The organism is Enterococcus sp. DIV0210g (assembly GCF_050559705.1).
Lineage (GTDB): Bacteria > Bacillota > Bacilli > Lactobacillales > Enterococcaceae > Enterococcus_B > Enterococcus_B faecalis_A.
Genome location: NZ_CP187903.1, coordinates 525,574 through 547,803, shown reverse-complemented (window position 1 = coordinate 547,803; position 22,230 = coordinate 525,574). Strand labels below are relative to the sequence as shown.

Here is a 22,230-nt window from a genome sequence, read left to right as displayed (position 1 = left end):
TTTTCTGAGCAACTCACTTTTGCTAGTTGTTAAAATGGTATTTGAAAATCTGGTTTTCAGTATTAAGCTTTATCCAGAAAAAATGTGAAAAGCCATTTTCTCTGGATAAAGAGTCTTGATACTCAGATTAGAACACTGAGAAAATGACCTCTAGTTAAACGGTGTTCACTCATCTGCTTCTCGGCACTAAGTCAAATTTTTGCAAAAGTCTGAGAAGCGACTTTCGAAAAATCCTCCTTACTGCTCAAAGCAGAACGCTGAGTTCACAACCTCTAGCCAAACGGTGTTCAAAAGCTAGCCTCTTCGGCATTAACTCAAAATCCGTTAAAATATGGAAAGCTATTTTAACGGATTCTTCTTTAATGCTTGAGGCTAAACAGCTTTTTCACAACCTCTATGGCACGATATACCCTTGCCCTACTTTTGTCTCAATATATCCTTCGATTCCTGCTTGCTCGATTTTTCTGCGCAGACGATTGATGTTGACAGTCAGCGTATTATCATCCACAAACCGTTCATCGTCCCACAGCGCCCGCAGCAGTTTTTCCCTGCTGAGGATCTTTCCATGCTGTTTCATCAATATGTATAACAGCCGGTATTCATTTTTACTGAGATCGATGGTTTCCCCATTGATTTCCATGCTGCTGTTGTCTACATTTAAAATAATTCCGTTATGCGTCATCGTTTCATTGGTTGTTTCTGCATAATTATAAGAACGGCGAAGCAGCGCATTGATTTTAGCAATCAGTACGTCGATTTGAAAAGGTTTCGTGACAAAATCATCTGCTCCCATATTCATTGCCATGATCATGTCCATATTTGTATTACGGCTTGAAATGAAAATGATCGGGACTTTTGAGACTTCACGGATTTTTTGGCACCAATAATAACCGTCAAATACAGGTAAATTGATATCTAACAAAATCAACTGCGGGTCTTCCTGTTCAAAATCATTGAATACCTGTTCGAAATCTGTGGTTCCAAATGTCTCAAATTGCCATTTTTCAAGTTCTTCCATTATCAGGTCGCGGATAACCTCTTCATCTTCGACAACCATGATTTTTGCCATGTTCATCCCTCCACTTTTTCTCTCCACTATACCATAACAAAGATTCTAAGAAAAAACAGCTGAAAACCAAATTTTAAAAGAAACATAGATATTCTTTCTACTGCTTAAAGAAACACAAAAACAGTTTGAAAGAGCCAGATATCTTATCTGTTTCTTTCAAACTGTTTTTGTTTAGTTGAAAATATATGTATATATGATATTTCGTTACACCGCAAATTTTTTCTATGTGCGTTAAGGGGCGTTTCTATGTGCTTGCGGTGTGGGAATGGTTCTTTTAATTCAATCGAGTGACTCGATAGGAAGAGATACGATCGTTCCAATCTGTGTTGCTTAAAGAAACATTCATCATCCCATTTGTTCTGTTTTCATACAAGATAGACTCCCCATTATAATTAGTATGTTCAAATAAAATGATTCTTGTATTTGGATACAATTCAATAGCGCTTATTTGATCATTCAAGTTGTTATTCGTTGCTAAATTAGCGTTGTCAGCAGAATCTGTGTGTCGAATCACTCGTCCCGTTTGATTACTATTTTGGAATAAGTTAGCTCCAAATTCATTTCCTGTAATCGGCGCTACACTCAGAGAAGAGATACGATCATTCCAGTTTCCAAACGAGGACATATTAATCAGCTGCAAGCTGTTTGTATTATTCATGATAGTTCTAGAGCCGTTTTGAAAATTGTTATCTTCGTAAAAAGTCACTTTCATTCCTGATTGGATGCGCAGGGAAGAAATCTGGTCATTCCAACTTCCTAGGTTTGCTCTATTTGCTATCCCAACATTTTCTAAATGCTGACCTTCACCATTAAAATGTATATAAGCAGTCACTCGTTGATGAGTTGGTCTCATTGTGTTGATATTTATTGTGGAAACTACGGGAGTATACCAGAGATGATCTACAGATGTTATTTCAAAAGTATATCCTATATCTCCTACATCTCTAAATGTCGTTGTGACTGAGTAGGGGCTATCGTTTTCTCGACCACTTAAAATGACATTACCAGAAGTTCTTTCTCGTAAAACATAACTGGCATGCCAAGTTCCTCCGGGGGATACTTGCCCCCAAGGTCTTGCGACAATCCTATAATCCCCTGTTTCTGTATTATAGACAACACTTGGCGGACCTTGCCAAAAAACATTGAAATTATGATGCTCAAACTCGGGAATAACCCAATTGCGTTGAATTGTTAGAACATCTAGGTTGCCAGCTTTCGCTATGTCAGAAAACCCAATCATCGATGTCCAAAGCGCTGTACTTGCCAATGCCACTCCAATCATTTTTTTCATTTCCGTTATCTCCTTTAAGTTTATCATTATCCTCTAGTTCTTGATTTCTCTGTCCAATCCCTCCTCCTCTGGATAAAAAGTAATAAGAACGATTCGGCAGAGAAACAAAAGGAAGCGCCATCTATCCTCTTTTAGTGTACCCTTGATTTATTCTTTCTTTACTTCAAAAATTATTTTTGGAAAGAAATTTTTGACTCTTCTCTCTTGTAGGACCAAATCAGTGTTTTTACCGCAAAAAAAGCGGCAAGCGGCGATAAGTTTTTATACTGGAAAATATGAGGAGCTATTTCTAATTTGTCATTCTTAATTCTTGAAGCAGCCCATGTTGTTCACAACCTCTAGTTAAACGGTATTTTCTCAGTTGATCCTCGGTATTAAGCTTTTACAACGCAAAACATAGAAAGTTGTTTTGCATTGTAAAAGAGTCTTAATACTCAGATCAGAACACTGAGAAAATGACCTCTATTAAACGGTGTTCACAAAGCTGACTTTCGGCATTAAGCTTTATCCAGAAAAAATGTGAAAGGCCATTTTCTCTGAATAAAGAGTCTTAACGCTCAAGTCAAAGCGCTTTGCTCACAACCTCTATGGCACGATATACCCTTGCCCTACTTTTGTTTCAATATATCCTTCGATTCCTGCTGAGGATCTTTCCATGCTGCTGTTGTCTACATTTAAAATAGTTCCGTTATGCATCATCGTTTCATTGGTTGTTTCTGCATAATTATAAGAACGGCGAAGCAACGCATTGATTTTAGCAATCAGTACGTCGATTTGAAAAGGTTTCGTGACAAAATCAACTACTGAAAACCAAATTTTAAAAGAAACATAAAAGCGGCTTGAAAGAAACAGATACGATATCTGCCTCTTTCAAGCCGCTTTTTTTGTTCAAAGTATATGCGTTTGCTAAATCATGCTTCAAGTGTACCACAATTTTTTTCTATGTGCGTTAAGGGGCGTTTTTATGTGCTTGCGGTATGGGGATAGTTCTTCTAATTCAATCGAGTGACTCGATAGGAAGTAACACTGTCGTTTATCGGCAAAGCGGACACGCCCACATGGAGCATTTCATTTGTTCGATTTTCGAAATACTCTCTTCGACCACTGAAATTAGGCCTATTAAATATTTCTACACCTGTATTGGGGTAGAGTTCAATAGAACTAATTCGATTAAATAGTTCACCTTGTACGAGGGGATTATTAAAAGGAGTTGTATGACGAATAGCTGCCCCCGTTTGGTCACTATTTTCAAAGAAATTTGCACCAAATTCATTTCCTGTAATCGGCTCTACTCTCATGGAAGAAATCCGATTACTCCAAGAAGAATTTAAGAGATTGATTAATCTCTCTTGAGTCCCACTGTTCATAATCGTGCGAGAACCATTTCTAAAACCGGTCTCTTCATAAAAAGTGACTTTCATTCTAGGTTGAACACGAATTGAATTGATGCGATTCGCCCACCCCAGAAGCTTTGGTCGATTCACAAATCCCAAATTATCTAAACTTGCACCAGTGCCATTTGGACCTTCGTAGACAGTCACTCGGTGATTCATCACGATATCAACTCTCGAAGTAGCGGTAATTCCCCATAAATCATCCGTACAATACAAAACTACTGTGTAAGCACTCACTCCAGTATCCCTGAACCTCCTTTCAATTGTTTCTGGCGAATTTCCTACTCTCCCTTCTGTAATCAGCCTTCCAGAATCTCTTTCTCGAATAGTGTATCTTGTTTGCCAACCGCCTGGGTTTCTTTCTCCATTAGTCGGCACAATGATTGAATATTCTTGTGTGGATGAATTATAAATAACACTCAGACGCGGATCAAAAACATCGGTTAATGTTAAATCAGGGATCACCCAGTTACGTTGAATGGATGACGACTGGTTTGTCGGAAAAACTTGAACTTCTTCAGCTGTTACTGTTCCAGAAAAACCGACCATTGTTGACAAAAACGCTGCACTGACTAATGCAAGTTCAAAAATTCTTTTCATCTTCATCTCCTCCTTAAAGTATATTTCAGAAAACAAATTGAGTAGTGGTGATTGCCGCAAACTTTTTATGTGCGTCAAAAAACATTGCTATATGCTTCCAGATTTCTTGTTATTATTAATTCAATCGTACAACTCGGAAAGAAGAAATACGATTATTCAAAGACGTTCCAGCCAATTCTATAGACATTGGCTCAAACCCGCGATTTTCGTAAATTATCCTTTCGCCACTGAAATTAAGTTCAGTAAACAGCTCTACTCCTGTATTAGGATAAAGTTCAATAGAATTAATTCTATCCAATCCACTAACCTGTAAATTAGGATTACCTGCTGAAACCCTGTATCGAAGAGCTCGCCCAGTTTGGTTGGAATTTTCAAAGAAATTTGCGCCAAATTCACTTCCCGTAATTGGCTCTACTACCATCGAGGAAATCCGATCATTCCAACCAAGTTCTGTAAGATTTATCAATCTCTCTTGGTTGCTATTATTCATGATCGTACGAGAACCATTTCTAAAAACTCGATTTTCATAAAAAGTGATTTTCATTCTAGGTTGAACGCGAATTGAGGAGATACGTGCTTCCCACTCTCCAAGTGATGGGTTAGTTGCAAACCCCAAAATATCTAATTTTTCACCTTCACCGTCTACATGTTCATAAGCAGTCACTCGATGATTCATATAGATCATCAATGTAGAAATAGTATTATTTGATCCTAAAACAAAGGTATACGCATTCGCACCAGTACTTCTAAACCTAGCTACAATTGTTCGAACATTCGTAAGCCATCTCTCCGATGCAATCATTCTACCAGTACTTGCTTCGCGAATAGTATACGATGACCAACTTGAATAACTATGTACAGGCGCAGTAATTGTATATTCTTGTGTATTTGAATTGAAAGTAACATTCACCTCTTCTGGTCTTGAAAAATTAGTTGCTTGAAAATCAGGGATAATGCTTGAATGCTGGATCGAGTGGGTCTGAACCTCCGGAATAGCTGCAGACTCTCTAGCTTCCACTTTACTAGAAAACCCACTTATTGCTGTCCAAATCGCTATACTTGCTAATGCAAGGCCTATAGTTTTCTTCATCTTCATTCCTCCTTTAACGTTTAGTTACACTTCTTTTTTCCTTATTTATCTGTCCAACCACTCCTCCCCTGGATAAAAAGCAACAAGAACGATTCGGCAGAGAAACAAAAGAAAGCGTTCTCTACTCTCTTTTAGTGTAACCTTGATTTATTCTTTCTTTACTTCAAGAATTATTTTTGGAAAGAAATTTTTGTCTCTTCTTTTTTTGGTTCAAATCAGTGTTTTAAGCGCAAAAAAAGGCTGAAGACAATAGTTTGTCTCCACCCTTTTTTAAATGGTATTTAAAGAATCAATTATGGTAAGAAGCCAAAAAATGGCAAAATATGAGAAGCTGTTTCTAATTTGTCATTCTTAATTCTTGAAGCAGACCATGTTGTTCACAACCTCTACCTAAACGGTGTTCACAAAGCTGACTTTCGGTATTAACTCAAAAAAACGCAAAACATGAGAATCTGTTTCACGTTTTTCCTCTTTAATACTCAAGTCATAGCTCTTTGCTCACGACCTCTTACACAATCTCCACTTTCACTTCAATATTCCCTCTGGTCGCTTTGGAATATGGACAAAATTCGTGCGCTCGATTTGCAATATCTTCTGCTTGCGCTTGGTCCATGCCATCGATATGGACTTCCAAGACTGCACCAATCGTATAGCCGCCTTCATCAAGTGTGTAAAGAGAGACGCGTGCTTTGACGGTAGATTCAGCTTTGATGCCGTCTTCTTTCAGCATATGCTGTACAGCGCCGTTGAAACAAGATGCATAGCCAGCTGCAAACAATTGTTCCGGATTAGTCCCATCAGCATGGATACCTGGTGCTGTGATCTTCATGTGCATTGATCCATTTGGTGCTTCTACTTCGCCTTCACGTCCGCCTTTGTTGATCATTGCTGTTTCATAAGCTTTTTTCATATCTATTCCCTCTCTTTCTGTATACTTACTAGTGTAAGGCAAGAAAAGAGGTTGTTCAAAAATTCTGCTTTTACTCCAGCACTAAAATACCGTCTTCGATGATTTTTTCAAAAAACAAAAAAATCCCGCTGGTAAAAAGAAGCGACATATTCGTGCCAAAATAAATAGCCATTTTTTCTAAACAATCTTCAATACGATAAATTCTGGTATAGGCAAATACCAAGAAATTCACACTGTAAACAAGCAGTGTTAAAAAAATAATCATGTTTTGCATTTTTATTTCCTCTATCTCATATCGTTTCTGTTGGATTTTTAATCTCGCATTCTCTCGAGTTTTTCAGCGAATAATTGAGCTTCTTTCTCTGTTCGGCAAATAATAATAAACGTATCCACCCCAGCAACAGTTGCCACGACTTCTGGATACTTGATTTCATCCAGCCAATTCGTTACGATGTCTGCGCCATTTTTTTCTGTTAATACAACAATCATAAACTGGACTTGCTGGATCCGCAAAACATCTCGACGAACAGACGCGCGCAGCTTTTGTTCATTTGTCGAAATAGGCGCGTGCGTGAAAAGTGTATACCGAACATTTTTGTTGGCATCATGGGACTTGATGATATTCATCTCGCGAATATCTCGGGAAATCGTTGCTTGCGTTGCCGAGATTCCAGCTTTTTGCAGATGTTCCAACAGCTCTTCTTGGGTACTGATCGGCTGTTCAAGAATCAGCTGGCGAATGATTTTTTGACGTTCTTGTTTCTTCATAAAACACCTCTTTATCTAATAGACAAGCAATCTATTCTTATTTATCTCTTGCTAGAGAGCATCTAGGCATCCAATTTTTTGACAGGAACACGCAGCAATGTTTTCAGCTTTTCTGGTGCTGTTTTTCTTACATCACTTATATAAATTTCTTTATGTGACAGCGCCGTACGTTCATATCCTTCTTCCTGCAAAAATCCTTCCAGCTGCTGAAAGGTTTGAGGCTCTTCATCGTAGGGTCCAATATGCAAAATCTGCGCGCAAAGTCCTTCATTTTTTTCACTGAACATCAACTGGCTGATCAAATCTGCTGGTAGTTTTTTTGAGACACGTGTTATGGCTTCTTCTGCTATTTCTTTTGTCACAAAAGCAGGTTGCTGAATCATGATCTCGTAAGTAAAGTGTTCTTTTTTCATTACTGATTCATGCAGATATTTTTCTTGGAGACTCCACCAGCCTTCTAAAGGATAGACGGTGTACAATTGATAGCCAGGAATCTCCCAACCTGCTTTTTGTGCCATACGTATCGCGTAACTGACAGTGTATAAACATTCGACTTTTTGTTGAAACTCAGGCTGGTTAGGATCGCCATCTCCTTTGATGCTGAAAAATCTCTGAGTTGGGATCTCTAAGATTTGTGGTTTTTTATTCGCCTTGTACCACGGTTCTTTACGCCATTGCAGCTTTTCCATTTTGAACCACCTCCAGCTTCATTCTAACAAATAATCACTCTTTCTGCTTTAGTTATTTCTATGAAATCATCTATTGACAGCATTTTCTTTGCTATGTTAGGATAAAAATAATAAAGCAACAATCGTACAGATAGAAATCAGGAAACACTGTTATTGTCAGTTTTCTTGATTTCCGAGAGAGAGGCGATTTCTATTTTTATAGAAATCCCTCTCTTTTTTTGAATAATTTTTTGAGGTGAGTAAATGAATAAACAAAACAAATTAGTATTAGTTCCCGCTGTTCTTGCAACAGGTATGATGTCTTTTGCAGGAGTATTGATCGAAACGGCAATGAATGTCACTTTTCCGACATTGATTCGGCAATTTCAATTAACCACAGCACAAGTCCAATGGGTGACGACCATCTATTTATTGATGATCTCAATCATTGTGCCTCTTTCGACCTATTTGAATCAAAATTACAATATCCGCAAGTTATTTCTTAGTTCAAATCTTTTATTTTTGCTAGGCATTGTCATTGATTTCTTTTCTCCTACTTTTATGGTCTTGCTTTTAGGGCGTGTCTTGCAGGGGATTGCTACAGGAATTGCCTTGCCGCTGATGTTCCATATCATTCTTTCTTTTGCTCCGCTCAATAAACGCGGAACAATGATAGGTGTAGGAACCTTGGTTACCGCGATCGCCCCAGCAATCGGACCCACATATGGCGGATTGATGACGGCACATTTTACATGGAATCATTTATTCTTATTTTTGATTCCCGTACTGCTTTTATCACTTATCATCGGCCTGTATGCTATCCCAAATTTCCCAGTAAAGAAAAGCGGCAGATTGGACTGGAAAAGTTTGTTGGGTCTATGTTTATTTTTCGGTGGAAGTTTGAACTTCTTGAGTGCGTTAGAATCGCTGGAAGGTTGGATTAGTTTGCTGATTGGTCTGATCGGATTTGTTTGGTTTTACCAACGTTCGAAACATTCTGAAACTCCGTTGATTCAACTTTCTGTTTTGAAAAATAGAGCTTTCCGTTTATTTTTGTCAGGTTTTCTTGTTTATCAAATGCTGTTATTAGGTATTTCCTTTATCTTGCCGAATTTTGTTCAGATCGTCCAGCATCAAAATCCATTTATTGCGGGATTAGCAATGCTTCCTGGTGCAGCGATTGGTGCTATTCTTTCACCAATGGCTGGAAAACTTCTTGATAGTCATGGACCGAAAAAACCGATTTTGCTTGGTTTGCTTTTCTCCCTTGCTGGCTTGACAGCTTTACTGTTTTTATTAGGTCACATTTCGCTAGGTTTATTGATTGGCTGCCATGTTATATTTATGTTAGGTGTTGGCCTTTCTTACAGCAATATGATGACGGTCGGTATGAATCAGCTGACCGAGACTTTCCAAGGAGATGGGAATGCACTATTTAATACGTTGCAGCAATTTTCTGGTGCTGTTGCTACTTCCTTTGTTGCAGTTATTCTTCATATCGTCCAAGATTACACGTCTCAGTCTTACGTTCAAGCTACGACAAATGGGTCAAAAATCGCTTTAGTGATCTTGCTCATTTTGCTGCTGTTAAGTGCTGCAAGTGCACTTCGATTCTTTAATAAACAAACGGTTCCCAGCAAATAATCATTGTTAGTAAAATAAAAGCTGTATAAAAAATAATCTTATAATAAAAAACCAAGAATACCTGATTTGAACGACAGGTAATTCTTGGTTTTTTATTTGGATAGAATCTGGTTTTATTTTTTCTTCGTTACTGCTCGGAGCTAAACGGTTCTTGAACAACCTCTCCTCAAACGGTGTTCAAAAAGCTGTCCCTCGGTATTAAGCTTTTCAAATTGAAAATATAAAAAGCTATTTCCAAATTGAAAAGAGTCTTAATGCTGTGATACACGAAGAACGAAGTGATTCGATGTCGAACAGTACCTACTTGGTACTTGGGACAAAACTCTTTTTTCACAACCTCTTATGCGGCTAAGAAGATTCGAACTTCCACGAGGTCTCCCTCACTAGCGCCTGAAGCTAGCGCGTCTGCCAATTCCGCCATAGCCGCCTAATCATTCTTAGTTTAAAATTACATATGTTTTTTGTCAAGGATGAGTTTCTTGTTAGTCTTCACGTTAATGTTATCTACTATATAAAGAAATAAAGAAAACCACCAATGGAAGGACTCCTGTTAATCCTTCCATTGGTGGTTTCTTTTTATGCTCGTAATCTCTTTTTTATTTCTTATTTTTTTCCATTAATTCCATCACTTCTTCATACAACGTTTGGACACGTTGTTGATCATAGGACCAAAGCAAGATGATTTCCAAAAGATAGGGAGAAAAATCTAATTGATTCAATTGTTTTGAAAAACTCATAGCAGCAATTTCGCTAAGCGCACGAATCGACGAACGATGGTTGTAAAACGGTAAACGCCACAATGTTATTTTCGTTGATTGCGTGTAGATTTGTGAAGTATTCGTTTCAATATAATGAAACAATTCATGCCCTAGGATCATTGCCGCCATTTGTTCTTCTGTCCAGCAAAAAGGTTTTTGCTGCATCAATAGATTTTCCAACGGCTTTTTCATGAATGTTACGCCGTCTTCGTTATTAAATGTAGCAAGCACCAATCTTCCGCCAATCATCTCTTCCTCTTCATATTGGATGGAAAGTCCAAGTTTCTGGTAGATTTCTTCTATGTTATGATGCGGATAGATTTGTTTTATTTTCGCAGCTTCTTCTTGTCCGCAGATGACTGCTTTTTTGATCATTGCTTGCTTTTCATCTTCTGTAAATCTTTTTCCCAAAAGCTCACGTTGGAACTGATACTGTCCCCAAACAGTTTCTGGTACTTTTTTCAACTCTGAAATAACCGTGTCTAATTTAGTTTTGTTTAACGTTACCGGCAACGACGATCACCTCTTCATCAGGCTCAAGAGAAGACACCTCTAAGTCCATCAATACTTCCAGCTGATCTAATTCTGGGGCAGAAAAGTCAGTCACTCGTGCACCTAAGCAGAGATAAAATTCTGGACGTGCAATCAGCTCTGTTTGATAGACCGCCATTTTATCCCATAATTCATGGACCGCCTCTAAATAATTTCCAGCCGTTGTTTTACGGCACATCGTATTGCCTCGCTGTACTTTGATAAATCCTTTTTTATCGATGATCCGTACTGGTCCTGCATTGTCTGAAGCAGTTTTTTCACCAAAAATATAGAAGAATTTCGTCTTTGCTAATAGTTCTGCTTCTGTAACAGATATACGCAAATCTTCTGCTGCAATCTCTGCTGCTTCTGTCTCATCGACTTCTTTAGTCAAGTCTGTCGCTTTTACTTCTGTGGAACCTGTAGCAATAGCAGTGACTTTTGACGTTTGCGCATCGATTTCAACATGGATCTCAATGGATTCTGGCGTTGCACCAGATTCAACGGCTTTGTTCAATGCTTCGTTTTTGATTGCGCGGATATCTTCTTTGCTTGGCGAAGGAATGATTCGTTCAACCACATCTCGAACCATCGCTAGAGCTACTCCGATAGAAGAAATCACTTCGGCATTTTCTGGGATGGAATACTTTACACCCATCTTGTTGCTGAAATAAACGATCAATGAAGATGCTCCGCCCCCGACACCGACTAGCGAAATCTGATCTTTTTCAAGTTTGTATTTTTCTGCTAATTCCAAGATCACTGGTTCGATTTTCGCATAAGATTTCTCCATGATTTGTGTAGCGATATCTTCAATCGTCGTTCCGCAATAATCGGCTAATGCTTTGAATGCTTTTTTCGCTGCAGCAATGTCGCCGTAAGAAAAATGATCTTCTTGGACAAGTCCTAAGATATTGGCTGCGCAAGAATTCGTGATCGTTACTTCTCGGCCGTCTTCCAAGATGACTTTGACATAATCAGCCGGATCTCCCTCTTTTGGTGAAAAGAAGGCAACTTTTGGCTCCTTGATTTGCTCTTCTGGTGTATAAACAGCATAATCCAAACCAGCGATATGCGCCGAACGCGGACCAACATCGATGATCCCGTTTTTGTCTGCTCGAACCATTGATCCACCTGCGACACCTAATACGCGTACATCTAACGAAGAAATATACGTAGGATGGCCGCCCACGATCGAGTAATCGATTGCTGGACGTCCGTTGCGGATCACGCCGATATTTGTTGTTGTCCCGCCGACTTCAAAATAAACGCCATTTGACGCACGCAAATACATCAATGATCCCATGACAGAAGCGGCAGGTCCTGAAAGCATCGTCAGTACAGGGCGTTTTTTCATCTCAGTGATTTCCATTACACCGCCATCTCCGCGCATAATCATCAAAGGAACATTGACTCCAGCTTGACGCACAGAATCTTCCGTTGAGGTGGCTGTATCCAGCATTTTCGGCAAAATAGACGCATTGATTGCTGCCGTCCGTGTCCGGCGTGTCAGACCATAAAGTTTCGTGATGTCTGATGCCATCGTTGTAGGGATATTTTTCAAAGAAGCAGCTTCATACGCTATTTGTTCTGGTGTCCCGTTGTCTACACCAAAAGCCATTGAGGAAACCAAAACTTGGGCACCATTTTGTGATAGATTTTGGATCAGTTGTCCGATACTCTCTGGCGATAATTTTTTTACAGGCAGAAATTCATTGACGATCTCGATTTGTTTATTATTGCCAAGATCAATATTGTTCAAACGGGTCTGGCGTTTCGCTAAAAATCCTTCGATCCCGCCTTTTGCCATCCCGATAACCCCTACTTTTGCTACATCTCCTTCAATCAACGCATTGGTTGCTTGTGTGGTTGAGTGGGCAACGAAAACGACATCTTCAGGGTGGATATCATTTTCTCTTAAGCAATTCATAAAAGACTGGACAACTCCAGCAGCAACGCCGCTTACCTCATCATGCGTGGTCTTTACTGATGCTTTTCCGATAATCTCGTGTGTGCTATTGTCGATTGCGACAGCTTTCGTGTGCGTACCGCCGACATCGATCCCCATGCGTACTGAACGTTTCATAATGATTTCCCCTCTCTTTTAGAATGTTCCGTATAATACGAAGACCAGAATACAGATGATCGCTCCAACGATCCAACCAGTCGGAATCGATTTTTTCATATATTCTCTTGAAGAAACTTTCGTATATCCAAGTCCCCAAGCAACCCATGATTGGGTAATGTCTAAATGCTGCGGAGCAATCGTTGTTGTTGCAAAAAGCGGGAATAAAAAGGCAACGGGCATCGTTGGATTGACTGCTAAAACGACGGCTAAAATCGCAGAACCTGAACCTACTAGATTCATTGGTCCGCGGAAAAAGCCTAGCGGAGTCAAAATAGCAAAAGCAATTGCCAGAACAAGCGGACTTGTTGGGATGAAATCACCAATGATCGCTGTAAAATATGGAGCAGACAAAGCAGCCGCATTATTGAACATCGCCAATGTAAGCAAGAAACCAACCATTGGCGCGACATCGATGGCACCATCTGTAAAAATCTTGGCAAAACGACGGCACACTTCTGTAAAGCTTGCATTCAATCTTCCTGTAAACAACATTGCATAGATTCCTGAAACAATGAAACAAAAGATGATCGGCAAATCCAATAGCGCAGTGCCCAATACTGGAAGCAGTACAGCTAACCAAGAAATCGCGGGCGCATCTGCTGACTGATCGGTACGCATTTCTGCTGCCATAGCATAAGTTTTCTTTTTATTCATCGAAAGATTTGCAACCAGCAGTACCACGACCAAAGAGATGACCATCGCGATGATCCCGAAACGAATGTATTCGCTGAAAGAATAAGCATTCGCTGCATCATTGAACCCAGCATAAATCGCTTGATACTGTTTGAAATTGACGATATTCCCAAAAATCCCTGCCATGATCGAGCCCATAAAAGCAAACATCGCTACTGAAGTCGAGATCCCCAATGACAATAAGATCGGCAATACGATAACCGCAATAGAGATGACTGGTCCGATCCCTGTTAACGACATGAAAATCACAGCTGTCACGACACAAAGAAGACTCATTGTGATCCGAGGTTTGTCTCCTCCTAATTCGACCACTTTACGAATCAGCGTAGCAGCAATTCCTGTTTCAACCAAAACTCTGCCAAAGAAAGCCCCAAAGAAGATGTTTACTAAAATCGAGCGGGCATAATCTGCCGGACCAGTTGTAAAGATATGGGTCAGCACAGCTAATATCGGCCGATCAGCAAAATCCGGATACAATGCGACAATGTTCTGCATGGCTGCATTAGGCTCAAAATAATTGCCGATAAGAGCTAAAATCACCCAAAGCACCGCCATCATTGCGAATCCTACCATCAGATTGAATCCTTTGACGCAGTACCAGACCATGAAGAAGAACGAACAAATCAACAAGATCCCAATAATAATATTACTCATACTTTTTCCTCCATTCCTAAATATACTCAAAACTGATATATTAGATATACTAATTAAAGCGTTTCCATATTAAAGAAAGATGAAATTTCAGAGTTTTATAGGGGTGAATGAAATTAAAAAATCCACGTTATCATTCCGACAAACCCGCTATAACTAGGTTATTTCCAAGTAAGAAATCTATTCTAACATCTTATTGATAAAAAATAGCATACAAAATTAAGTTTTGAAAACTTCAAATACTAATATATCTGTCTTTGGATTTTTCAAAAAAAGCATTTCAGTTTGTGGTATAGTATGTATGTTTGTTAGACAACCTATCACTATTTATTTAATAAAAAAGGAGTGTTCCAATATGGAAAAAATCGCAATCATCGGCGGCGGAATCATTGGGATGACCTTAGCAAATTATATCGACCAGGAAAAATTCTCTGTCTCTCTATTCGATGGGAAAACAGGCCAAGCAACCAGCGCAAGCGCAGGGATCATTTCACCTTGGCTTTCGAAAAGAAGAAACAAAAAATGGTATCATTTGGCGAAAGATGGCGCTGCTTTTTTCCCGAAATTGGTTCAAGATCTCTCTCTTGATGATTCAATCTATTATCAATCTGGCACACTATTGCTTCGCGCAGACGAAGAATTGGATCAGCTTGCAGAATTGGCAGAAGAACGAAAACAAGAAGCACCAGAAATCGGCACGATCGAGCGTTTAACACCAGAACAAACTGCGTCTGCCCTTCCATTGCTTCGCCCAGTCCAGTCTTTGAAAATCAGCGGCGGCGGTCGTCTGGATGGTAAAGCTTATTTGCAGCATTTACGAAAATTAGCAAGCGCGAAAGGAACAACCTTTTTTGATGAAAAAATCACTCTTTCACGGAAAAATGGTGCTTGGCTTGTTTCAGGTTCGTTCGGCACTTCCTCATTTGATCGGCTGGTTTTAACTCCTGGTCCTTCACTTGCCTCACTCTTGGAACAAATCGGTTACCAAGCAGATATCCGTCCGCAAAAAGGGCAATTGCTTGTTTTCGAAACCGAATATGCTGAAAGCAGAAATTGGCCGGTCGCCATTTTAGATGGCGAAGCGGATTTGATCCCATTCAATGATGGAAAGATTTTGATTGGTGCTACCCATGAAAACGACGGCGGTTGGGATTTATCTCCAAGCGAAGCGGCTTATCAGCAGCTGACCACCAAAACAGCCGAATTTTTAACGGATTCTGCGGATCTTTTAAACTGGCCTTACCATTTTCGTGTAGGAACAAGAGCGTATACTTCTGATTTTGCTCCCTTTTTTGGTCCAGTCCTAAATGACGAAACCCTTTTAGCTGCTAGCGGTCTAGGTTCTTCAGGACTAACAACAGGACCTTATATCGGCTATTTGCTAGCTGACTATTTAAATAACGGACGTTTCGATACCGAACATTATCAAAAACCAATCGCTACGTATATAAAAAAAGCATAAAAAAAGAAGCTGATCATCTCACAGATCAGCTTCTTTTTAAACACTTTTTTTATTTCACCATTATAAACACAAAGGCTGCTAGTATACCACCGATGATTGGACCAACAACTGGAACCCAGCTGTAACTCCAGTCTGAATCTCCCTTGTTTGGAATTGGTAAAATCGCATGTGCGATCCTTGGTCCTAAGTCACGGGCAGGATTGATCGCATAGCCTGTCGGTCCTCCTAATGAAAGACCAATCGCTAAGATCAACACACCTACAGCTAGAGGCGTCAATCCGTCTCCAAATTTGCTGATCCCAAATGCCAAAAGAACAAAAACAAGGACAAAGGTTCCGATGATTTCACTCAATAGGTTGCTCGCATAATTTCTGATTGTAGGTCCTGTTGAGAAAGTACCTAAAATCGCCGCCTGATCTTCTGTCTCTTTCCAATGAGGCAGGTATTGCAGGTAAACAAGTACGGCACCAATGAATGCACCAATCATTTGGCCAGCAATATAAGGAAACACTGCATCCCAGCCGATTGTTCCGTTGATTGCCATCCCTATCGTCACTGCTGGATTCAAATGTGCAAAGGACAGAAATCCAGATGCATAAGCAGCGATTGCAACAGCCGCTCCCCAGCCAAGTGTCACAGCTACCCAGCCGGCACCTTCCGCTTTTGATTTTTTCAAATTCACGCCAGCTACTACACCATCACCTAAAAGCACTAAAATCGCTGTACCGATCATCTCACCAACAAACTGCATTGTTAGACTAGTATCCATGCGTTCTCCTTCTTTCTATTTTTCTAATGGACGGTGTTTGTATTGCATCGTCGCTTGAACTGCTTCTTGCCAGCCAGCATAAAGATTTTCGCAAACTTCTGGCGCCATTTTTGGTGTAAAATGTTCACCAGTCTTATTGAATTTCTTGATTTCATCCATATCTTTCCAAAAACCAACTGCTAAACCAGCCAAATAAGCTACACCTAATGCTGTTGTTTCAAGATATGCTGCACGTTCAACATCCGTTTGCAGAATGTCTGCTTGGAATTGCATCAGCAAATCATTTTTCGAAGCGCCGCCGTCAACACGCAAAAGCTTGATTTCTGTCTCAGAGTCTTCTGCCATTGTTTTCACGACATCCATTGTTTGATAGGCAAGAGATTCCAACGTTGCTCGGATAAAGTGTTCTTTTGTTGTGCCTCGTGTCAGCCCAAAAACTGCGCCTCGAGCTTCTTGATCCCAATATGGTGCTCCTAGACCTGTAAATGCTGGAACTACGTAAACATTGTCGCTGTCTTCTACACGAGCGGCATATTTTTCCGAATCAGGAGAATTAGGAAACATCCGCAAACCGTCACGCAGCCATTGGATAGCAGATCCAGCGACGAAAATACTTCCTTCTAGCGCATAGGTGATTTTTCCGTCGATACCATAGCCAATCGTTGTCAAAAGACCATTTTCCGATAAAATCGGCGCGTCACCTGTATTCATGATAATGAACGCCCCGGTACCATACGTGTTTTTGATGGTTCCTTTTTCAAATGCTGTCTGTCCAAATAAAGCCGCTTGCTGGTCTCCTGCCATGCCGGCAATCGGGATTTCTTGGCCATAAAAATGATAATCTTGTGTATACCCGTAAATCTCAGAATTTGAACGAACTTCTGGAAGCATCTGTTCTGGAATATCTAATAATTGCAAGATCTCTTTATCCCAAGCTAAATCATAGATATTGAAAAGCATTGTTCTGCTGGCGTTTGTATAATCTGTTACATGAGCTTCTCCGCCTGTCAGTTTCCAAACGAGCCAAGTATCGATCGTCCCGAAAAGAAGATCGCCTTTTTCTGCTTTTTCTCTTGCACCCTCTACGTTATCTAAGATCCATTTGATTTTAGTCGCAGAAAAATAAGAATCGATGATCAGACCTGTTTTCTTCTGGATCATTTCTTCGTGTCCAGCTTTTTTCAATTCATCGGCGATTTCATTGGTTTGTTTTGACTGCCACACAATAGCGTGATAAATCGGCTGTCCAGTGTTTTTATCCCAAATGACTGTTGTTTCCCGCTGATTCGTGATTCCGATGGCAGCGACTTCAGGTGGTCGAATGCCGCCTTCGATCAACGCACCAGCAATTACTGATTGTACAGAATTCCAGATTTCATTTGCATCATGCTCGACCCAGCCTGCTTTTGGGAAATGCTGGGTAAATTCTTTTTGCGAAACAGAGATTTGTTCGCCTTTTTGATCAAAAATAATTGCTCTTGAACTAGTTGTTCCTTGATCGATCGATAAAATATATTTAGCTGCCATAGAATTATTCTCCTTTTCCGTTTGCTGCTTCTTTTAAATAAGCCAACTGCGTTTCTTGGATCTGTGCTTCTAGTTCTTCGGTCATTTTTACTTTTTCTGCTTCATCCCATTCGAAGTATTCAGCCATGATATCGATAACTGGTTGTTTGACTTCATCTAAGGATTCTTTCATAAAGAGCAGATGATTTGTACGTCTCAGCAAATAATCGACAGGTGTATGGACCATCTCATGATCGAGTGAATAATGGAGCCCTAAAGTATCTGCTTTATTTAGTCCTTTTTCGCCTTCTCGTGTCGCATACTCTTGAAAAATAATATTGGCATTCGAACCGTAAAGTTCTGCAAGATAAAGAGCTGCCTCCTGATCTACGCCGTTTTTCACACCTGTGTCAACGATTTTTTCTAATTCTGCTTCTACATGATTGGCATCGATATCTCCGCCAGAAATACGATATGTCGTTGAGTCGACTAAAGTGATTTTTCGCCCTTCTCTGCCTAGGATATCCGCTATTTTTTTCATTGCACCTTCAGCCATCATACGGTAGTCTGTCAATTTCCCGCCGGCTAGAGTAAGCAGACCGTCTTCTGCTTCATTTAAATCGCTGCCTCTGGATACAGCAGAAGGATTCGCTTCTTTTTCACCTTGTGTCGTCTGCAGATCACGTACTGTTTTTTCGACTTCTAATCGATCAACTAAATGTTCTTCATATTTGTTAACAACAGTTAATAACAGCTCAAAACTTTTATCCGTCAACTTCCCAGCGTTTCCGCCATTGTAATCTGAACTGCCGTTTTCTGATAAAAGAGGTCTTAATCCTGCCCAGCTGGCTTCGATATCTTGCAGTGTCAAATCGGCTGAAGGATAACGGTTATTGACGACTGAAAGCAGATAATCGACGTCTTCTTGAGTAACTCTTGGATGTTTTAAATCTCCTGTATAATCCGTATCTGTTGTCCCAAAGTACGTTTTGTTTTCTCGAGGGATCACGAAAACCATACGGCCGTCTTGTTTGCCGGTGTCAAAATAAGTAGGTTGAGGTACTTTTAATTTTTCTGCTGGAACGACTAGATGTACACCTTTTGTTGGACGCATTTTCGGAGTGAACCTTAGAGCATCATCGCTTTCTTTTACCAAATCTGACCAAGGACCGCTCGTGTTGACGACGATTTTTGCTTTGATCTCAAATGTATCGCCCGTCAATTGATCAACGGCTTCTACTCCAGAAGCTCTTCCTTCCTCGTTATGAAGGATTTTTCCTGCTTTGACTCTGCTGACGATCACTGCACCATCTTCGACTGCTTTTTTGATGTTTTCGATGACTAGACGTGAGTCATTGTTTCGGTAATCCAAATAGATACCGCCGCCTTGCAGATTTTCTTGCTTGATTTGGGGTTCTTTTTCCAACACTTCTTCTTTCGTCAGCAGCTGGTTTGTCCAAGGACTGTCTTCTATATCTGCCAAATGATCATAGAGATCCATGGCGATTTTCACGGAAAACATCGTAAAAGTCGAACCCGGTTCATCATAAATCGGCAAAAGCATCGGATCAGGTTTTGGAACATGAGGTGCGATTTGTTGAACGATTGCTCGTTCTCTTACTGTGTCTGCCACGACCTCGACATCGAAGTTCTTCAAATATCGAATACCGCCATGGACTAATTTTGTCGAGCGAGAAGAAGTACCTTCAGCGAAATCCTGCATCTCGATCAATGCTGTTTTGAGTCCGGAAGCAGCTGCTTGGACTGCCAGCCCTGCACCAGTGATTCCTCCGCCGATAATCAATACATCGAACTCGTCTTGCAGTTGTTGTAAGAGAGCTGGCCTTTCCTTAAATGAAAACATACAAACATTCCTCCAATTCAGTAAAACGCTTTCTATTTTTCTATTATATAATACCTGCTTTTTTTTGTCTTAAATCCAGGTTTGAGTACAAACTTTACAGCCTTGAGCAAATTTATTTTTCCTTGTAATGAAAAATACTTCCTATATTATTAGGTAAAAACTTACAATAAGCGCCAGCAAAAAAACACATATATTCAAGCAGCAAAAAAAAGTGTCCACAGGAAATCCCGTGGACACTTGTTAAGTCATTGATAAAAAGTTTTTCTTAGTACCAGCCGTTTGCAACCCAGAAAGTTTTTGCAGCTTCCCATGACCCATAACGAGATGATACATATTGTTCAGCAACGCGTTCTTGGTTAGCAGCTGAGTAGTCGCCGTTCAAGTAAGAAGCGTCTAATTGGTAACGTCCGATGTAACGGCCGTTTGTAGCTGTGTAAGAACCGCTTGATTCTTTTTGTGCAATCCATTCTTTTGCAGAGTTAGAATCGCTTGCTGTTACTGTTGCAGCTGGAGCAGCAGCTTGTTCAGTTGCAGCAGGTGTTGTAGTTGCAGCTTGTGTTTGTGCTGGTGCAACATATGTAGATTGTTGTACTTCTTCTTTTTGTACAGTTGCTTCGTTGTCAGATGGAATAGATAATTCTTCACCAACATAGATCCAGTTGATATTTTCGATTGAGTTTGCTTTTGCGATTTTTTCAACTAATGAGTTATCACCAGCAAATTTTTGTGAAATCGTTGATAAAGTATCACCAGATTTTACTGTATATGCAGTATCCGCATGTGCTTCTGTAGCTCCTGCGAAAATTGCAGCACCGGCAGCTAAAGTTGTTCCTAAAACGATCTTTTTGATTGACATATATAAACTCCTTTTAATTTCTTCTTCTTTGCTTTCAACGATACTAACTTTACCATTTGGAAATATTTCATAGGTAAAAGCTCCGTGACAATTCATGACAAAATGACGAATTATTTAATATTTGTAACATTTCTCACGTTTACTAAAAATAAGTAAAACGGTTTAAACATTGATATGAAAGAAAAGAAAACGCCATTTTATTTTCCCCTATTTTTCTACTTTTGCCGTTTTTTTGTAATATTTCTCCTTCAAAAAGAATACAAAAAACCGATTTTTTTCTTGCTTTTTTCTCATTTTTGGCAAAAAAAAGAAAAAAGACAGTAATTATTACAATAATTACCGCCTTTTTTACTGTTTTTTTACTCTTTTTCTGTCATTTAACGTAATTTTCTTCGTTTTGTTTTGTTTGACAACGCTTCTTGCGCTTTTTTACATTCTTGTATCACTTCGTCTTCTGTCTCATTCTCCAGTACTGTTTGCAGGATTTCTGTCCATTTTTCTGGCTCTTTCGTCCCTAATCGCCCAATTGCCCAAGCCGCCGTTCCGCGAATCACTGGCCGCACATCACTCAAGCATTCTTGAATCTCTGGAAGTGCACTTTTATCTCCCAGGTTAGCCAAAGCAATCAACGCATTACGCTGCAGCGGTTTTTTTCCGCGCCACGAACCCGCAAGATGACCAAATTGGTTTTTGAATTCCTTATTTGACATGGAAAGCATTGGTTTTAGTTTAGGATAAACTTCATCAGCCTTTGGTTCCATTTCTTCATGGAAATGAAAATCTTTGTTTTGATTATAAGGACAAACAAGTTGGCAAATGTCACAGCCGTAAACGACATTCCGCATTTTTTTCCGATATTCTTCCGGCATCATCCCTTTTGTCTGGGTTTGATAAGAAAGACATCTTTGCGCATTCATGCGGCCATCGCCTAGCAAGGCTTTTGTAGGACATGCCGTAACACAGCGCGTACACTCACCGCAGCCGAATACACCCGGTTCATCTGGCTCAAATTCAATATTAGTTACGATCTCGCCTAGATACACGAATGAACCGAACTCTTCGGTAATCAACAATCCGTTTCTGCCGATAAAGCCAAGTCCTGCTCTTTGTGCAACGGCTACATCGATCAATTCGCCTGTATCGACTTGCGGCGCAAACCGCCATTCTTCTTCTTGTTGATATTGAGCACTTTTTTCTCTGATAAAATCAATTAATTTACCTAAACGATCTCGTAAAATATCATGATAATCGATGCCCCAAGAAGCACGGGCAAATTGCCCTCTTTTTTCATCTTTAGGGACTTCTTCACGAATCTTGGTTGGATATGCTAGAGCAATCGCGATGATCGAGCGCGCGTTCTCGAATGTTTTTTCTGGATAAAGTCTTTCTTCGATGATTGGATGTTCAAATCCAGAAGTGTGTCCTTTTGCCTTTTGCTCTTCTAGAGATTCTTTCAAATGATCAAAAGGTTCTGCCGTGGTAAATCCGATTTTATCGATTCCTAAACGTCGGCTCTCCTGAATGATTTCTTCTTTTAATGTCATTGTTTCCTCACTTCATTTACAAAAAATAGTTTCC

Annotated in this window: 18 protein-coding genes, 1 tRNA gene and 1 pseudogene; 2 read left to right on the top strand and 18 right to left on the bottom strand. The window is 39.9% G+C overall.

The annotated features are described in order from the left end of the window. Window positions 1-394: 394 nt before the first annotated feature. The 9 genes and pseudogenes from sapR to IGI64_RS02670 all read right to left on the bottom strand — a co-directional run bounded on the left by sapR (window position 395) and on the right by IGI64_RS02670 (window position 7,811). The gene (sapR, locus tag IGI64_RS02710) at window positions 395-1,069 is read right to left on the bottom strand and encodes a two-component system response regulator SapR (protein ID WP_034860902.1); all 675 of its coding nucleotides are present in this window, start codon (window positions 1,067-1,069) and stop codon (window positions 395-397) included. Window positions 1,070-1,343: 274 nt separating this feature from the next. Further along, the gene (locus IGI64_RS02705) at window positions 1,344-2,360 is read right to left on the bottom strand and encodes a peptidase inhibitor family I36 protein (protein WP_429939404.1); all 1,017 of its coding nucleotides are present in this window, start codon (window positions 2,358-2,360) and stop codon (window positions 1,344-1,346) included. Window positions 2,361-2,945: 585 nt separating this feature from the next. After that, window positions 2,946-3,158 (bottom strand): annotated as a pseudogene (locus IGI64_RS02700) (hypothetical protein); the annotation flags it as partial. 194 nt (window positions 3,159-3,352) lie between these two features. Next, window positions 3,353-4,354, bottom strand: coding sequence for a hypothetical protein (locus tag IGI64_RS02695; protein ID WP_429939403.1), 1,002 nt, complete (start codon window positions 4,352-4,354; stop codon window positions 3,353-3,355). A gap of 115 nt (window positions 4,355-4,469) precedes the next feature. Then, complete coding sequence (locus IGI64_RS02690) at window positions 4,470-5,444, bottom strand: hypothetical protein (protein ID WP_429939402.1); 975 nt, start codon at window positions 5,442-5,444, stop codon at window positions 4,470-4,472. Between the two features lie 508 nt (window positions 5,445-5,952). Beyond that, window positions 5,953-6,354 (bottom strand): organic hydroperoxide resistance protein, encoded by a 402-nt coding sequence (locus IGI64_RS02685; RefSeq protein ID WP_429939401.1) that lies wholly within the window; start codon window positions 6,352-6,354, stop codon window positions 5,953-5,955. A gap of 70 nt (window positions 6,355-6,424) precedes the next feature. Continuing rightward, window positions 6,425-6,628: a hypothetical protein gene (locus IGI64_RS02680; RefSeq protein WP_016625844.1), complete on the bottom strand. Its 204-nt coding sequence runs from the start codon at window positions 6,626-6,628 to the stop codon at window positions 6,425-6,427. Window positions 6,629-6,666: 38 nt separating this feature from the next. After that, complete coding sequence (locus tag IGI64_RS02675) at window positions 6,667-7,122, bottom strand: arginine repressor (protein WP_016625845.1); 456 nt, start codon at window positions 7,120-7,122, stop codon at window positions 6,667-6,669. Between the two features lie 62 nt (window positions 7,123-7,184). After that, window positions 7,185-7,811 (bottom strand): GyrI-like domain-containing protein, encoded by a 627-nt coding sequence (locus IGI64_RS02670; protein WP_429939400.1) that lies wholly within the window; start codon window positions 7,809-7,811, stop codon window positions 7,185-7,187. 243 nt (window positions 7,812-8,054) lie between these two features. Between IGI64_RS02670 and IGI64_RS02665 the strand changes: the two genes are divergently transcribed. Continuing rightward, window positions 8,055-9,434 carry an MFS transporter gene (locus IGI64_RS02665; protein WP_429939399.1) on the top strand — a complete coding sequence of 460 codons (1,380 nt, stop codon included), beginning with the start codon at window positions 8,055-8,057 and terminating at the stop codon, window positions 9,432-9,434. A gap of 343 nt (window positions 9,435-9,777) precedes the next feature. On the opposite strand, the gene IGI64_RS02660 is transcribed toward IGI64_RS02665, so the two are convergent. The 4 genes from IGI64_RS02660 to IGI64_RS02645 all read right to left on the bottom strand — a co-directional run bounded on the left by IGI64_RS02660 (window position 9,778) and on the right by IGI64_RS02645 (window position 14,198). After that, window positions 9,778-9,861 (bottom strand) — tRNA-Leu (locus tag IGI64_RS02660). Window positions 9,862-10,030: 169 nt separating this feature from the next. Next, entirely contained in the window at window positions 10,031-10,705 is a 675-nt protein-coding gene (locus tag IGI64_RS02655; protein ID WP_429939398.1) for a hypothetical protein, read from the bottom strand. Next, the gene (locus tag IGI64_RS02650) at window positions 10,680-12,809 is read right to left on the bottom strand and encodes a hydantoinase/oxoprolinase family protein (RefSeq protein WP_429939397.1); all 2,130 of its coding nucleotides are present in this window, start codon (window positions 12,807-12,809) and stop codon (window positions 10,680-10,682) included. The genes IGI64_RS02655 and IGI64_RS02650 overlap by 26 nt, the downstream gene beginning before the upstream one ends. 18 nt (window positions 12,810-12,827) lie before the next feature. Then, window positions 12,828-14,198, bottom strand: a complete 1,371-nt coding sequence (locus IGI64_RS02645; protein ID WP_429939395.1) for an SLC13 family permease — start codon at window positions 14,196-14,198, stop codon at window positions 12,828-12,830. 352 nt (window positions 14,199-14,550) lie between these two features. On the opposite strand from IGI64_RS02645, the gene IGI64_RS02640 reads away from it, so the two are divergent. Next, window positions 14,551-15,657, top strand: a complete 1,107-nt coding sequence (locus IGI64_RS02640) for an NAD(P)/FAD-dependent oxidoreductase (protein WP_429939394.1) — start codon at window positions 14,551-14,553, stop codon at window positions 15,655-15,657. Window positions 15,658-15,706: 49 nt separating this feature from the next. On the opposite strand, the gene IGI64_RS02635 is transcribed toward IGI64_RS02640, so the two are convergent. The 5 genes from IGI64_RS02635 to queG all read right to left on the bottom strand — a co-directional run bounded on the left by IGI64_RS02635 (window position 15,707) and on the right by queG (window position 22,196). Next, the gene (locus tag IGI64_RS02635) at window positions 15,707-16,426 is read right to left on the bottom strand and encodes an MIP/aquaporin family protein (RefSeq protein WP_429939393.1); all 720 of its coding nucleotides are present in this window, start codon (window positions 16,424-16,426) and stop codon (window positions 15,707-15,709) included. A gap of 15 nt (window positions 16,427-16,441) precedes the next feature. Next, window positions 16,442-17,953, bottom strand: coding sequence for a glycerol kinase GlpK (gene glpK / locus IGI64_RS02630; protein ID WP_429939392.1), 1,512 nt, complete (start codon window positions 17,951-17,953; stop codon window positions 16,442-16,444). Window positions 17,954-17,957: 4 nt separating this feature from the next. Further along, window positions 17,958-19,796, bottom strand: a complete 1,839-nt coding sequence (glpO, locus tag IGI64_RS02625) for a type 1 glycerol-3-phosphate oxidase (protein ID WP_429939391.1) — start codon at window positions 19,794-19,796, stop codon at window positions 17,958-17,960. A gap of 265 nt (window positions 19,797-20,061) precedes the next feature. Next, window positions 20,062-20,652 (bottom strand): LysM peptidoglycan-binding domain-containing protein, encoded by a 591-nt coding sequence (locus tag IGI64_RS02620; protein WP_034860911.1) that lies wholly within the window; start codon window positions 20,650-20,652, stop codon window positions 20,062-20,064. A 377-nt stretch (window positions 20,653-21,029) separates the two neighbouring features. Further along, window positions 21,030-22,196 carry a tRNA epoxyqueuosine(34) reductase QueG gene (queG, locus tag IGI64_RS02615; protein ID WP_016625857.1) on the bottom strand — a complete coding sequence of 389 codons (1,167 nt, stop codon included), beginning with the start codon at window positions 22,194-22,196 and terminating at the stop codon, window positions 21,030-21,032. Window positions 22,197-22,230 lie beyond the last annotated feature (34 nt).

Excerpts from the sequence above, each read along its gene's own strand:
- sapR (WP_034860902.1), bottom strand. The coding sequence starts at position 1,069 with ATGGCAAAAATCATGGTTGTCGAAGATGAAGAGGTTATCCGCGACCTG.
- IGI64_RS02705 (WP_429939404.1), bottom strand. The coding sequence starts at position 2,360 with ATGAAAAAAATGATTGGAGTGGCATTGGCAAGTACAGCGCTTTGGACA.
- IGI64_RS02695 (WP_429939403.1), bottom strand. The coding sequence starts at position 4,354 with ATGAAAAGAATTTTTGAACTTGCATTAGTCAGTGCAGCGTTTTTGTCA.
- IGI64_RS02690 (WP_429939402.1), bottom strand. The coding sequence starts at position 5,444 with ATGAAGAAAACTATAGGCCTTGCATTAGCAAGTATAGCGATTTGGACA.
- IGI64_RS02685 (WP_429939401.1), bottom strand. The coding sequence starts at position 6,354 with ATGAAAAAAGCTTATGAAACAGCAATGATCAACAAAGGCGGACGTGAA.
- IGI64_RS02680 (WP_016625844.1), bottom strand. The coding sequence starts at position 6,628 with ATGCAAAACATGATTATTTTTTTAACACTGCTTGTTTACAGTGTGAAT.
- IGI64_RS02675 (WP_016625845.1), bottom strand. The coding sequence starts at position 7,122 with ATGAAGAAACAAGAACGTCAAAAAATCATTCGCCAGCTGATTCTTGAA.
- IGI64_RS02670 (WP_429939400.1), bottom strand. The coding sequence starts at position 7,811 with ATGGAAAAGCTGCAATGGCGTAAAGAACCGTGGTACAAGGCGAATAAA.
- IGI64_RS02665 (WP_429939399.1), top strand. The coding sequence starts at position 8,055 with ATGAATAAACAAAACAAATTAGTATTAGTTCCCGCTGTTCTTGCAACA.
- IGI64_RS02650 (WP_429939397.1), bottom strand. The coding sequence starts at position 12,809 with ATGAAACGTTCAGTACGCATGGGGATCGATGTCGGCGGTACGCACACG.
- IGI64_RS02645 (WP_429939395.1), bottom strand. The coding sequence starts at position 14,198 with ATGAGTAATATTATTATTGGGATCTTGTTGATTTGTTCGTTCTTCTTC.
- IGI64_RS02640 (WP_429939394.1), top strand. The coding sequence starts at position 14,551 with ATGGAAAAAATCGCAATCATCGGCGGCGGAATCATTGGGATGACCTTA.
- IGI64_RS02635 (WP_429939393.1), bottom strand. The coding sequence starts at position 16,426 with ATGGATACTAGTCTAACAATGCAGTTTGTTGGTGAGATGATCGGTACA.
- glpK (WP_429939392.1), bottom strand. The coding sequence starts at position 17,953 with ATGGCAGCTAAATATATTTTATCGATCGATCAAGGAACAACTAGTTCA.
- glpO (WP_429939391.1), bottom strand. The coding sequence starts at position 19,796 with ATGTTTTCATTTAAGGAAAGGCCAGCTCTCTTACAACAACTGCAAGAC.
- IGI64_RS02620 (WP_034860911.1), bottom strand. The coding sequence starts at position 20,652 with ATGTCAATCAAAAAGATCGTTTTAGGAACAACTTTAGCTGCCGGTGCT.
- queG (WP_016625857.1), bottom strand. The coding sequence starts at position 22,196 with ATGACATTAAAAGAAGAAATCATTCAGGAGAGCCGACGTTTAGGAATC.